Source organism: Chryseolinea lacunae (assembly GCF_016735595.1).
Taxonomy (GTDB): Bacteria; Bacteroidota; Bacteroidia; order Cytophagales; family Cyclobacteriaceae; genus Chryseolinea; species Chryseolinea lacunae.
The window spans coordinates 132,129-144,730 of sequence record NZ_JAERRB010000006.1 but is presented as its reverse complement, the minus strand read 5'-3'; the positions used below and the strand labels follow the sequence as shown (position 1 = coordinate 144,730).

The window sequence follows — 12,602 nt, the reverse complement described above, 5'->3', positions numbered from 1 at the left end:
AAAGCGCAAGACTGAAATGGCGTTGCAGCGGCAGGTTTGTTTTGCCTCGCGCCGTTCGCGAACCACCGATGGCCAAATCCAACAACCCGAATGCCCTGCAGCGAAGAGAAAGGTTGGGCAGTGAACGCGCCCGCCGCACGTGTGGACTGCGGTGCGTGAAGGATAGCAGCGGAAAGCCCGCAGTGCGGTGGGAATGGCGGGTTGGCGGACTTGTAGCGGATAGCCTGGTCCGCCAGCTGGCGGGCACGGCCAAAGGAGACTTCTTTTTTCTAACATGCCTTCTGAACAGGACGGGCGCCGTCTGAAATTTCTTTTGCTGCGATGTTGGGTATAGATGTCGGCGGAGTTTAATTTGTGTGCGAAATGTCTAAAAAATTGTCTGCCAGGTTCTTTATGGTAAAGCTTGTTTGTGTTTCTTCTCTGCTGTTGGTCCTGGCAACGGCGGCTTTTGCCCAACCCGGCATGCACCTGGTGAAGGTGGATGTGAACCTGTCGCTGGCCGACAGTGCGCAAAACGATGTGATGTTTGCGTCGAACGACTCCATTCATTTTGTGGCGGAAGACGGTAGCCATAGCGTGGCGTTTGGTGGCTACAGCAACAGCTACCGGTGGGAGAGTGGCGGTTTGCAAACGCGCAAGTTCAAGGCCACACTAAAACAGGACGAAGCGCGCGCCCGCGCCACGGTGGAAGTGGCGGGTGGCAAGAGTTTCAGGTTGCTCTACCTCTCTTATTTTTTCTGGGGTCCTTCGATGCGCAGCGACTCGCGGTTGCTGGTGAAGTATGCCAGTGGCGACAAGCGCATGTATGTGTGCCTGGACTTTTCGGAGGCGGTGAAAAAAACTTATGCCACGCTGCCACACGGTCGCACGGTGACGGTGGACTTGCCACAGCTGGCGTTTCGCGAAGGCTCCTACATTATTACCGACCTCGATCACCCCAACCTGCTGGCCGCGCCGGGACTCGACACGCTGGCGTTTCCGTTTACGGGCCGCGACCTCCGTTTCTATGCGCCGCATCTGAACGCGGTGGACCGGGGCATTAAGGGTATGGAAAAATATAATTGCAACCGGAAACCACCCGAAAGCCTCGCGTTGTCGAATCATCTTTTTATTGTGAAAAACAATTGCCACACGCCGGGCTCGTATAGCCTGCTGATTGAGCGCGACAGCCTGGTGAGCGATGCGTTGGTGATTTTTGAAGACGACAAAAAAAACGGGACCGACTTTGTGATCACCGAATTTGAAACCGTGAACGTGACGCGGGCAAAAGAAAAAGTGAAATACTTCTACACGATCGACACCGAATCGGGCAAGTTTATTCTGAGCTTTCCCAAACAAGCGCCGCGCACCAACCGCTCGCGGCAAAAAGAGAAGCCTGTGAAGGGCGGATAGCCTCACCCTTGCCCTGCGTTTATTTTTTCTGACGAATGTTTCGCGGCTTGTCTGTTTTTTGGCCGACGAATTTAAAGCCTTGACCTGCCGTGGCGTCTGTTGGCGGTGCAAGGACGGGGGGTGAAACAAACTGCAAAATTCTTTCAGTGGTGCGCGCTATTCTTGAGGCGTTCAAATCATCTTTTGCATGACACAACCCACCCGCACCACCCGCCGCGAGGCACAGCTGACACGACGGTTCCCCATCCTCACCGTTATTCCCGATGGTGAGCGACTCCATTTTGCCAAGATGGCTGGCCGCCACCCCATGGTGTGGGGCACGGGTTTGCTGGTTTTCTTTTTGCTGTTGCCCTTGCAAGCCCGAGGCATTGGGCTGGCGCAACATTTTTTAGAAGGCATGTATCAGCACGCCACGGTGATGTTGGTGATGTTGGTGTTTAACACGCCACTGCTGTGGGTGATGACGGCCATGCAAGCTTTCGTGATTAAACGCATGATCGGCCGCCGCACCAATGTGATGACAGAAGGAGAATAAAAAAAATCCGGTGTTTGAAATTGTTGTCGGTGGCGTTCACTCGGCCTCGCCATACATGGCTTCGCTGAGGCCTCCGATTTTTGCGAGGCGTATGAGGTGGCGCATGTCGTGTTCCAGTTGTTGCGTCATGTCGGCGAGGGTTTTCAGTTCGTCGCTGTCGAGTTTGTAGTGATGGCCGGTGTCGTCGTGATGCGACAGGTTTAGTTTGGAGAGGTAGAGCGACACTTCAATTTTGTATTCGGGAAAACGCGCCACGGCCGAGATGCCGCCGAAATGTTTTAGCGTGAGGTTGTTGTGTAGCAGGTAAAATTCGGAGTACAAATCTTTTTTCATGTATCGGTATTTAATGTTTCGGTATGCCCATGGGTGCATAGGTGACGAGTTCGTGGGGTGCGAAGGCGTGCACGCGGTTGTCGAAGAAGAACCGGGCCGTGTTGAGTGTGATGCGGTGCGACACATAGAGGTTGAGGTCGCTGTGCAGGAGAAAGTTTTTGGTGAGCAGTCGCTGGAGTGTGTCGAACTGGGTTTTCAACTCGGCCTCGAACGAGGGCAACACAAACGCACCGGCCACAAACACGAGGTCGGAGCGCTGATAGGGTGCTCGAAATTCGATGACGGGACTTTTGGCAATGTCCATCACAAACTTGATGCGCTCGTCGGGCTGGCGGGCCGGGCGAAACGTGACGTTGTTGACGCGCGACTGTTCGGAGAGATAGGTCACTTTGTTTGGGATAAACATTTCGTCTGCTTTCGCGGCGGCGACAGCCACCTTTTGGCGGGCTTTGTGTGGCGGCACCACGCAGGGCTGATCGAACGCCGACATGATGATGCGATGAATGTGTTCGTGGTCGGTGTCGAGGCAGAAAAATTCAAGAACCTTGATCATGGCTTTCGTTTCTCGCGAAAGTAAGCCTGCGCACTGCAACGGTATTTCAGTTTGAAACCTTCCGAAAAAGACAGCGCCTATGCGTTTTCAAACCTTCATGGAAACGGCTTGCAAAGGTTAAGTTTCCTGTTGTGATTTCAAATTAGGGCCGCGTCGCTTTTGGACCTTCGCTTTTTTCTCTACCTTTTCAGTCCAAACAAAAAAACAAAACGACTATGGGGCTTTGGGACAAACTTAAAAACGAACTCATTGATATTATTGAGTGGAAAGACGACAGCACCAACACTATGGTGTGGCGCTTTCCGCGCTATCAGGACGAGATCAAAACCGGCGCACAGCTCACTGTGCGCGAGAGCCAGGTGGCTGTGTTTGTGAACGAAGGGCAAATCGCCGATGTGTTCTCGCCGGGCCGCCACGAGCTGACCACCCAAAACATGCCGATCCTCACCACGCTGCGTGGCTGGAAGTATGGCTTCAACAGTCCCTTCAAGGTTGACATCTATTTTGTGAACACCAAAAACTTCACCGACAACAAGTGGGGCACAAAAAATCCCATCATGTTGCGCGATGCGGAGTTCGGACCCATTCGCCTCCGAGCCTTTGGAACCTATGCCATAAAAATTACAGACGCCGGAAAATTTATCAAGGAAATAGCCGGCACACAAGCCCACTTCACCACCGACGAAGTGACGGAACAACTGCGCAACCTGGTGGTGACGCGCTTCACCGACGCCATTGGCGAAAGCAAAATTCCGGTGCTGGACCTCGCGGCCAACTACGACGAGCTGTCCACCTTCATTTCGAACAAAGTGAATCCGGAGTTTGGTGAATATGGTTTGCAAATCACCAAGTTTCTGGTTGAAAACATTTCGTTGCCCACCGAAGTAGAGCAGGCGCTCGACAAGCGGAGCAGCATGGGCATTCTGGGCAACCTCAGTCAGTATGCGCAGTTTCAGGCGGCCAACGCGATGGAGGCTGCAGCAAAAAATCCGGGAGGCGACGCCAGCTCGGGCATTGGCATGGGCATGGGCTTTGCCATGGCGCAACAGATGGGACAAATGTTTAATCAACAAAATCAAAACAACAACAACGCACCCCAAGGACCACCGCCGTTGCCGGGAGGACAGGTTCAATATTTTGTGGCGGTGAACGGGCAACAACAAGGGCCCTTCGCGCTTGCCGCGCTGCAACAAATGACACAGCAAGGCACATTGACGCGCGACACGCTGGTGTGGAAACAAGGCATGGCCGCCTGGACAAAAGCTTCGGACGCCGCCGACCTCACGTCGTTGTTTGGCGCGGGTCCGCCACCACTTCCTCAATAGATAATAATCAGAAAAAAACATAGCGCGCGAGGCCACCATGCGCGAAATCATTTTGCGAAAAATGATGAAGGGAAAAATTTTGGAGCAGCAACACGCAAACAGCATTTGACGCCGCAAGGCAAAAGCAAAAAAATAGAATGAGTGATTTTACGGAAGCCACCAAGGCGGTGAACAACGAGCTGGCCTGCTCGGGCTGTGGGGCCGTGTTGAAATTTAAACCGGGCACGCTTAACCTGGCGTGCGAATACTGCGGCGCACAAAATGAAATTGCGCAGCCCGAAACCCGCGGCGAAGTGGAGGAGATCAGCCTCGACGATTTTCTGGCGCGCAACTTTGAGCACGAAGAAAAAATGGAAGTGGCTACCGTGAAATGCGAGAGCTGCGGCGCCACGTCCACACTCGACCCGCACATCAGCTCCGACAAATGTCCGTTTTGTGCGGCCACGCTGGTGGTGAAGAGCGGCACCACGTCGACCTTGCACAAGCCGCAGTATGTGTTGCCGTTTGGCATCGACATCAAAAAAGCAACCGACAGTTTTAAAGGCTGGCTCAGCAAATTGTGGTTTGCGCCCAACGACCTGAAACACTACGCCGACAGCGCCGATAAGCTGAACGGCATGTACTTGCCCTACTGGACGTTTGACTGCGATACCGACACAAGCTACACCGGCCAACGCGGCGAAGACTATTACGTGACCGAGTCGTATCAAACCGAAGAGAACGGCAAGACGGTGACGCGTACACGGCAGGTGACAAAGACACGCTGGTATCCGGCGTCGGGCAACGTGAACAATGTGTTTGACGATTTGCTGATTGAGGCCACGCAGTCGCTGAACCAGGGCAAGCTTCGTTCGCTGGAGCCGTGGGACCTGAACAACCTGATGGCCTACAACGATAAATATCTCAGCGGTTTTCGCACCGAGACCTATGCGGTGGATGTGCGCCGCGGCTATGACGAAGCCAAGAAGCGAATGGAGCCCGAAATACACAGCACTATTTGCCGCGACATTGGTGGCGACCGCCAGATGGTGCACTACACAAACACGACCTATCATCAACCGACATTCAAACACATTTTGTTGCCGGTGTGGATCAGCGCCTATCGCTACAACAACAAAGTCTACCAGTTTCTGGTGAATGCCCGCACGGGCGAAGTGCAGGGCGAGCGGCCGTATAGCGCTGTGAAAATTGCGTTGGCTGTGATTGGCGGATTGTTGCTGGCCGTTGTGCTGTATAGCATGTTTGGGAACAGTTGATGCGTGGTTTTTTCTAGGGTTTGTGTGCAAAAGAAGCAGGCATCACGCTTTCGGGGATTTTTTGAGCGGGAGGGAAGCTATTCCCAGGTGGAACAGTTTTTTTGACGTTGCCGGGGAAGAAAACCGCTGTGGGTTGGGAAATCTTTTGATTGAAAAAACTATTTTCGCACATAGATACCGTCGGTAGCAGGGTGTTCGGTAAAAAACAGGATATTGTGTCGCGGTTATAACATTTGCGTGAAAACGCGTGTTCACTTACAAATACCACTATGGAAGCGAAAAAACTGAACAGGGAAGACCTGATTGAGATAGCCAAGAAAATTATCAGCGCCGATACCGAAACGGAAGAAGAAGACGATGAGTTGATCGAACTTTTCCTGAAGAGTGTGCCCGACCCCAACGCCAGCGACTATTTTTTTGCCGAAGAATACGACGGCCTCACCCCCGAACAAATTGTGGACAAAGCCTTGGCCTATCGGCCTGAATAACGCTTCCCCAAACGTTCCCTCCTCTTTTCTTTTAGAAAGCATTTGCCAACAACTTTTGATGTTCCAAATCTAAAGGTTGGTCTTCATATGCGTATACTTTTTTGAAAGAAGGTCTCCCCATAGCGATTCACCATCGTTTTGTCCCTGCGATAGGGGATTGACCGAAGTGGTCGTGGCAAAGGCGGTTTCTAAAAAGTGATCCAAAAAATAAAATCTAGATTCTTTTACTCTATATTTAAATTCTACGTTACTCACACGCAATGAGTTTAGCATCCCTTTTCCTTGCTTTTCAAGGCCGCATTGGCCGGGCAACGTTTTTTCTCAGCCTTGTTTTTGTGTGGACGGCTTTCTTTAACCTCACTTTTTTTCTTGAAAAATTTCTGGGCGACGCGGGCGTAGTCATTCTCATTGCCTTGTTGTTGTGGATGGTGTTTGCCCTATCGGTGAAGCGCTATCACGACCTGGGCAAAGCGCCAAAACATTTGCTGCTACTGTTGATTCCGCTGGTGGGACCCATCTGGGTGTTTCTTGAACTGACGCTGCGCAAAGGAATGGCGGGTAACAACCGCTTTGGACAATCGCCCGACGCCGAAAATCTGGACTATGCCACCGTGCGTCCCGAACCCACGCCCAACACCATCAACGACGTGACGCAGATCAATGTGGTGCAGGTGAAGGAAGTGCTCACGCCCGAGAGCGTTGAAGAAGTGTGCGACATTGTGAAGAAAACAAAGGGACCATTGTCTATCGGTGGTGGTCGCTTCAGCATGGGTGGGCAGGTGTCGAGTCCCGACAGCACGCATCTCGACATGCGCAAGCTCAACAAGATCATCGCGTTCAACGCGCTGGAGAAACGCATACACGTGCAGGCCGGCGTGCGCTGGTGCGACATTCAACGCACGGTCGACAATCAGAATCTTTCGGTAAAGATCATGCAGACCTATGCCAACTTCACGGTGGGCGGGTCGCTGAGTGTGAACTCGCATGGCCGCTACATGGGGCTGGGCCCGCTTGTGTTATCGGTGCGTTTCATACGTGTGGTGATGCCCGACGGCATATTGGTGGAAGCTTCGCCGACTGTGAACAAGGAAATTTTTTATGGCGTGGTGGGTGGCTATGGCGCGCTCGCCATCATTGTGGAGGCAGAGCTGGAGCTCACTGAAAACATTCGTGTGGAACGCTCGGCCATTAAACTGAAACGCGAAGAATATCTGCCCTACTTCAAGCAACACATACGCAACAGCAAAGACGCCGTTTTTCACAATGCCGACATTTATCCGCCGCACTACACGCGCCTGCGTGCCGTGACGTGGAGCAAGACAGACGCGCCGGCCTCAAGTCCCTATAGGCTCATGCCGCTGCAGCGCTCGTATCCGGTGCACCGCTATTTCTATTGGGCCTTCACCGAAACACTCACGGGCAAGTGGCGTCGCGAGTTTATTGTGGAGCCGTTGCTCTATCGTGCAAAAAAAGTGCATTGGCGAAACTACGAAGCCGGCTATGATGTGGCCGAGCTTGAACCTTCGTCGCGCCAGCACAGCACCTATGTGTTGCAGGAATATTTTGTGCCCATCGATCGCTTCGACGACTTTTTGCCGTTGATGGCGGCCGTGCTGCGCAAGCACAAGGTGAACGTGATCAATATCTCGGTGCGTCATGCGCTGCCCGACCCGGGAACGTATCTGGCCTGGGCGAGAAAGGAAATGTTTGCCTTTGTGCTCTACTACAAGCAGCATGTGCACATCGAAGCCCGCCATGCCGTGGGCCAATGGACACGCGAGCTGATTGACGCCGTGTTGCGCTGCGACGGCACCTACTACCTGCCCTATCAGCCTCACGCCACCCCCGAACAATTTCATTCGGCCTATCCCCGCGCAAAAGAATTGTTTGCCCTGAAGCAAAAACTCGATCCCGACTTCCGCCTGCGGAATGTGTTGTGGGATAAATATTACGCACCGACTTTGAATCAAACCTCAGAATCCAACTGAACCATGACTTCCGAATTTCACGCCATCTATTCGCAGCCCCAATGGAAAGACTCGTTCTTCCTGTTCCTGGAAAATGTTTTCCACCTCTATCCTGAATACAAATTTCACGACCTCATCCAGGAAGCTGTGAACAAACACGACAACGACGAGGCCATCTATAAATACATCTACGAAAAACTGCCGGGCATCAAACCCTTCCACGCGCCGCTCACTTATGCGCTGCCCGCACTAAAGAAGCAGAAAAAAGAAATGGCCCGCCAAACGCTCGAGCTCATGGGCGACAAGCGGACGCTGAACGGCTATGCCGAAATCGGATCGACAGGCCGGTACATCAGTCAGCTGAAAAAACACGTGAAGGTGAGCCAACCCATCTACCTCATCCACGACCTGCCCGCCAGCAATTCGCTTGACGACATTATGGAACGCGGCGGACTTTTCAAGATCGGAAAGTTTGTGAAGCTGGAGAACTATCGTCCCATTCCGCCATCCGAAATAAAAGACGAAAGCCTCGACATGGTGACGTGCTACATCGGCCTGCACCATTGCACACCCGACGTGCTCGACGGCTTTGTGGACTCCATCCACCGCGTGCTGCGCAAAGGCGGTCTCTTCATTTTGCGCGACCACGACGTGAAGACCGACCAGATGAGCACGTTTGTGTCGCTGGTGCACACCGTGTTTAATGTGGGCACCGACATTTCGTGGGCGGTGGAGCATGCCGACTACAAAAAATTTAAATCGGCCGAAGGCTGGAGCGACTTTTTGCAGCAACACGGTTTTGCCGACAGCGGCAAGCGCATTCTGCAACACAAAGACCCGTCGCTGAACACATTGATGGCGTTCATCAAAAAATAACGACGAGCATTTAAAAATAAAATCATGGTTCCAAAACTGTTACCGCTCACCCTGGTTAGTGTGCTGATAAGCATTGGAATCCTTTTTTTTACAAGCGAAGAAGAACCAAACGTGCAATCATCCTCTGCCATGGAAATTAAAAGTCCGATGGAACACCGGCGGCCGCCGGAGCAAACGTTTCTCACCTATCCCGAGTGGTTTCTGGTGTTCAGTCCCGAAGAATTTGCCACGTTCACAAAACAACATCCCGCGCATGCGTTCCCATTCTTTGGTCACATCGGCCAGTTTTGGAAAGGCTACCGGGCCGTTTACGGTGCCACAAAAGAAAAATATCCTTTCAACTTCGGCTATCACGTGATGGTGATGGTGATTGGCAGCAGCACCACGGTGGAGTATACCCTCCGCGCATGCTATGAAAAAACGATCGGCAAGCTTTCGTATCTCACAGCCTCCAACACCTTCACAGAAGAAGATCACTATGCCGGCAAAGTGGCCCGCGAGTATGTTGACTTCATCAAGGTGACGCCGTGGTATGAATTTGATTTTGCGGCCCGCCTCAAGGGACTGTGGAAAGAAAATCCCGCCACCGGAAAAAACATGATCCGCAAATGGGAGCGTCGTTTCATTCTGTCGATGGACTATGCGGGCAAGACGGCCTATGGCTGGATTATAAAAAAGGCCACGAAGGCTTCCTATGAAGAACCGTTGCTGGTGACATCGGTGGGGGTAACAAAAATTCCCGCAGGCGTGCAGTCAACCCAGGTCAGCGTGGCACCCGATGGGTCGGCGCTTTTGTTGTTGCCGCGCTACGATGCCTTCAATGACGCGGCGCTACAGTTGGCACGCGGAGGAGCAGACTTCACGGAGATCGCCGGTAACACCGACACCATATTGGTGACGTATCTGGTGCCTCAATCGTGGCAACACACCGGCAGCACCACGGTGCTGTTCACACAAACCATTCTGACGCAACCCGACTTGAAGCGCGTGGCGTTGCTCATTCCCATAAACAACCTGGCCGTGGTGCTTCGCGAAAACGACAAGGCAGGCATCACACTCGAACACATCTATGACTTCTGACCTTTATCTGAGCAGGCGTGGAAAAAAATAATCGCCGTGTCATCAACGCATGGTGTTCCTACGACTGGGCCAACAGCGTGTATAACCTCACGATCACCACCACGCTGTTTCCGGTCTACTACAGTGAAGTGACACGGGCCGCGTTTGGCAGCGAGGTGGTGAACTTTCTCGGGTGGCCGGTGAAGAACACGGTGCTCTATAGCTTCGCCATCTCTTTTTCGTTTCTCATCATTGTGTTGCTCTCGCCCTTGCTGTCGGGCATTGCCGACTATAGCGGTCGCAAGAAAGTGTTCATGCAAACGTTCACCTACCTGGGCGCCACGGCGTGCCTGGGGCTATTCTTTTTTCACGGAGACAACATTGTGCAAGGCATTGGCTGTTCCGTGCTGGCCAGTGTGGGGTATGCGGGGGCGCTGGTGTTCTACAATTCGTTTCTTCCCGAGATCACCACGCCCGACCAGGTAGACCGGGTGAGTGCCCGTGGGTTTTCGTGGGGCTACATGGGCAGCGTGGTGTTGCTGGTGGTGAGCCTGGCCATGATCATGAACTACGACACCTTTGGATTTGATGGCAAATTGACGGCCACGCGTTTTTCGTTTCTGTTGGTGGCCATCTGGTGGGCGGGCTTTGCGCAGTTTGCGTTCTATTTTTTGAAAGACAGACCAACCTCGCATGCTTTGAATGTGCAGGTGATCACGAAAGGCTTTCACGAACTGCGGGATGTGATTGCCGAAATCAGATCACACCGGGCCACGGCGCGTTTTCTGCTGGCCTTTTTCTTTTATAGCATGGGGGTGCAGACGGTGATCTTGCTGGCGCCGCTTTTTGGAGAGTCGATCATCGGGTTGCCGGGCGAAAAACTGATCATCACGGTGCTGTTGTTGCAGGTGGTGGCCATTGCCGGCTCGCAGCTGTTTGCGTTTGTGGCGGCGCGGAAAGGAAATAAACTTGCGCTGGCCATCATGCTGGTGATCTGGATGCTCATTTGCATCTCGGCGTTTTACCTCACATCGGAACTGCAATTTTTTGTGATGGCGGGTTTCCTTGGCCTCGTGCTGGGCGGAACACAAGCCATTTCGCGCTCCACCTATTCGAAGCTCATTCCCGCGGAAGCGAAAGACACCGCGTCGTATTTCAGTTTATATGATGTTTCCGAAAAGCTGGCCATCGTGTTGGGCACGCTGTCGTATGGACTGATTGAGCAGGTAACGGGCAGTATGCGCAACAGTTCGCTGGCCATGATTGTGTTCTTCGCGATGGGTTTGGCGGCCTTGCTCACCACAGCGCTGCCCCGCCCGGAAAAAAAATGAAAGGCTGGGCGCGTCGCGAAAGTCTGTCGGCTATTTTTTGATCGGTGCTTCGGGGCGTGAAAACTTTTTCTGATTGCGTTCCTTAAACGCCTGCCAGTCGCGGATGGCCTCGGGGTCCATCTTGATCATTTGGCGGTAGAGAAAAATGGCGTTCACAAAACAACGTTCCTTTTCGTAGACGCGGGCCAGGTTCCGATAGTTGGCCACGCTGGGGTCGAACGACAGCACCACTTTCATTTCTTCGATGGCCGGCCGTTTCGTGAGAATGCGAAGGCCATAAGAGTCATAGTCCGACGTTTTAGGTGTGGCCGTGGTAGACGAAACGATGAGCGTGCGTTCGTTGAAATGGTTGAAGGGAAAAGTAACGATGGAATCTTTCACCGTGGGGGTCCGAAAAAGCTCGTCGCCATAAATATTCATGAACCGGATGTGCACTTCAGGCTGTCCATGGGTTTCGACCCAGGCTTTGTTGGGGCACGTCCAGTAGATCGCGAAGCTGTCGGGATAGATATTCGACTCGCCGGGCAAGAAAAATCGCACCGGTCCCCGTTCTTTCACAAACGCGAAGCTAAGACACGACAACACAATTATGAGGACAGCTTTTGTCATGTCTCAATATAGTTTCATTCCGGTAAAAGAAAAAACAATGTTGCCCGGACCGGGTGATGACGCCGCGAAAACCAAAATGTTGTTCGCCGCTTGCGCATGTTTTGCTTTTGGATGGTGTGTAAAGCCCGGTGGACACGCCGAAAGGAGCCCGATCGGCTCCGGATTGAAAAATTTTTTTCACAAAAAGGGTCTGTGTGTGACGACAGAAGTAAGAAAAAGTAAGATCTGCAATGAAATCAGGCGACGACAAACGGGCGACAACGGTCTTTGCGCGCCACATCCCAAACCCAACATGCATGACTCCACACAATCCCAAGCATATGCCGACAGCAGGGTCAACGCTACTGGCGATTAACATCAGATGACAAGGAATACTCAGCTGCTGACGTAGACGTGGAGTATGAAGCTTGTGGGAAGCAAAATGTGAATTGTTTTCCGATCGAAAGCTATACCGGAATTTGGTGTGACGCATGACGTGTGTGATGAAGGAGGCAAACGCTGAAAAGCATTGCTACATAAGGGGAGAGCGCATTTGATGGGGGGCTATAAAACAAAAAAGGCTGCCCGTTTAGGGGCAGCCTTTTTTCCAGCTATCGGATTATTTCTTCTTCGCTGCTTTTTTAGCAGTTTTCTTTGCTGCTTTCTTAGCAGTTTTCTTTGCTGCTTTCTTTGCAGTCTTCTTTGCTGCTTTCTTAGCAGACTTCTTCGCTGTTTTTGCCATAGCGTTTTAGTTTTTTAAGTGAAACAAAAAATCCGTTCATCCAACTGATGAACTTCAGTGCGAATATAAAGCAGGAAAGCTGTATTACAAAATCCATGTAATGTTCTCTGCACTTCGACGGGCTTGTGAACCACCGTGTTGAGCATGCCATTCATAA

13 protein-coding genes are annotated in these 12,602 nt (G+C 52.3%); 9 read left to right on the top strand and 4 right to left on the bottom strand.

Annotated elements, in window-relative coordinates:
• Positions 1–393 precede the first annotated feature (393 nt).
• Both JI741_RS18305 and JI741_RS18300 read left to right on the top strand, forming a co-directional pair.
• Positions 394–1,392, top strand: coding sequence for a hypothetical protein (locus JI741_RS18305; RefSeq protein ID WP_202012308.1), 999 nt, complete (start codon positions 394–396; stop codon positions 1,390–1,392).
• A 187-nt stretch (positions 1,393–1,579) separates the two neighbouring features.
• Positions 1,580–1,927: a hypothetical protein gene (locus JI741_RS18300; protein WP_202012306.1), complete on the top strand. Its 348-nt coding sequence runs from the start codon at positions 1,580–1,582 to the stop codon at positions 1,925–1,927.
• A gap of 36 nt (positions 1,928–1,963) precedes the next feature.
• On the opposite strand, the gene JI741_RS18295 is transcribed toward JI741_RS18300, so the two are convergent.
• Both JI741_RS18295 and JI741_RS18290 read right to left on the bottom strand, forming a co-directional pair.
• Complete coding sequence (locus JI741_RS18295; RefSeq protein ID WP_202012304.1) at positions 1,964–2,260, bottom strand: hypothetical protein; 297 nt, start codon at positions 2,258–2,260, stop codon at positions 1,964–1,966.
• Between the two features lie 10 nt (positions 2,261–2,270).
• Positions 2,271–2,813: a hypothetical protein gene (locus JI741_RS18290; RefSeq protein ID WP_202012303.1), complete on the bottom strand. Its 543-nt coding sequence runs from the start codon at positions 2,811–2,813 to the stop codon at positions 2,271–2,273.
• Positions 2,814–3,028: 215 nt separating this feature from the next.
• Here JI741_RS18290 and JI741_RS18285 point away from each other — a divergent pair, with 215 nt between their 5' ends.
• The 7 genes from JI741_RS18285 (at position 3,029) to JI741_RS18255 (ending at position 11,115) form a co-directional block, all read left to right on the top strand.
• A complete protein-coding gene (locus JI741_RS18285) occupies positions 3,029–4,138 on the top strand; it encodes an SPFH domain-containing protein (RefSeq protein WP_202012301.1) in 1,110 nt (369 codons plus the stop codon).
• A gap of 137 nt (positions 4,139–4,275) precedes the next feature.
• The gene (locus JI741_RS18280; protein ID WP_202012299.1) at positions 4,276–5,394 is read left to right on the top strand and encodes a TFIIB-type zinc ribbon-containing protein; all 1,119 of its coding nucleotides are present in this window, start codon (positions 4,276–4,278) and stop codon (positions 5,392–5,394) included.
• 269 nt (positions 5,395–5,663) lie between these two features.
• Positions 5,664–5,882: a bacteriocin immunity protein gene (locus JI741_RS18275; protein WP_202012297.1), complete on the top strand. Its 219-nt coding sequence runs from the start codon at positions 5,664–5,666 to the stop codon at positions 5,880–5,882.
• A gap of 260 nt (positions 5,883–6,142) precedes the next feature.
• A complete protein-coding gene (locus JI741_RS18270) occupies positions 6,143–7,870 on the top strand; it encodes an FAD-binding protein (RefSeq protein WP_202012295.1) in 1,728 nt (575 codons plus the stop codon).
• 3 nt (positions 7,871–7,873) lie between these two features.
• Positions 7,874–8,725, top strand: coding sequence for a class I SAM-dependent methyltransferase (locus JI741_RS18265; RefSeq protein WP_202012293.1), 852 nt, complete (start codon positions 7,874–7,876; stop codon positions 8,723–8,725).
• 129 nt (positions 8,726–8,854) lie between these two features.
• The gene (locus JI741_RS18260) at positions 8,855–9,805 is read left to right on the top strand and encodes a hypothetical protein (RefSeq protein ID WP_202012291.1); all 951 of its coding nucleotides are present in this window, start codon (positions 8,855–8,857) and stop codon (positions 9,803–9,805) included.
• 17 nt (positions 9,806–9,822) lie between these two features.
• Positions 9,823–11,115, top strand: a complete 1,293-nt coding sequence (locus JI741_RS18255) for an MFS transporter (RefSeq protein WP_202012289.1) — start codon at positions 9,823–9,825, stop codon at positions 11,113–11,115.
• 30 nt (positions 11,116–11,145) lie between these two features.
• Here the strand turns inward: JI741_RS18255 and JI741_RS18250 are convergent, their stop codons facing one another.
• On the bottom strand, positions 11,146–11,724 hold the full coding sequence (locus tag JI741_RS18250) for a hypothetical protein (protein WP_202012286.1): 579 nt from the start codon (positions 11,722–11,724) through the stop codon (positions 11,146–11,148).
• Between the two features lie 598 nt (positions 11,725–12,322).
• Positions 12,323–12,445 carry a hypothetical protein gene (locus JI741_RS32855; protein ID WP_255534579.1) on the bottom strand — a complete coding sequence of 41 codons (123 nt, stop codon included), beginning with the start codon at positions 12,443–12,445 and terminating at the stop codon, positions 12,323–12,325.
• Positions 12,446–12,602: the final 157 nt, after the last annotated feature.

Excerpts from the sequence above, each read along its gene's own strand:
- JI741_RS18305 (WP_202012308.1), top strand. The coding sequence starts at position 394 with ATGGTAAAGCTTGTTTGTGTTTCTTCTCTGCTGTTGGTCCTGGCAACG.
- JI741_RS18300 (WP_202012306.1), top strand. The coding sequence starts at position 1,580 with ATGACACAACCCACCCGCACCACCCGCCGCGAGGCACAGCTGACACGA.
- JI741_RS18295 (WP_202012304.1), bottom strand. The coding sequence starts at position 2,260 with ATGAAAAAAGATTTGTACTCCGAATTTTACCTGCTACACAACAACCTC.
- JI741_RS18290 (WP_202012303.1), bottom strand. The coding sequence starts at position 2,813 with ATGATCAAGGTTCTTGAATTTTTCTGCCTCGACACCGACCACGAACAC.
- JI741_RS18285 (WP_202012301.1), top strand. The coding sequence starts at position 3,029 with ATGGGGCTTTGGGACAAACTTAAAAACGAACTCATTGATATTATTGAG.
- JI741_RS18280 (WP_202012299.1), top strand. The coding sequence starts at position 4,276 with ATGAGTGATTTTACGGAAGCCACCAAGGCGGTGAACAACGAGCTGGCC.
- JI741_RS18275 (WP_202012297.1), top strand. The coding sequence starts at position 5,664 with ATGGAAGCGAAAAAACTGAACAGGGAAGACCTGATTGAGATAGCCAAG.
- JI741_RS18270 (WP_202012295.1), top strand. The coding sequence starts at position 6,143 with ATGAGTTTAGCATCCCTTTTCCTTGCTTTTCAAGGCCGCATTGGCCGG.
- JI741_RS18265 (WP_202012293.1), top strand. The coding sequence starts at position 7,874 with ATGACTTCCGAATTTCACGCCATCTATTCGCAGCCCCAATGGAAAGAC.
- JI741_RS18260 (WP_202012291.1), top strand. The coding sequence starts at position 8,855 with ATGGAAATTAAAAGTCCGATGGAACACCGGCGGCCGCCGGAGCAAACG.
- JI741_RS18250 (WP_202012286.1), bottom strand. The coding sequence starts at position 11,724 with ATGACAAAAGCTGTCCTCATAATTGTGTTGTCGTGTCTTAGCTTCGCG.
- JI741_RS32855 (WP_255534579.1), bottom strand. The coding sequence starts at position 12,445 with ATGGCAAAAACAGCGAAGAAGTCTGCTAAGAAAGCAGCAAAGAAGACT.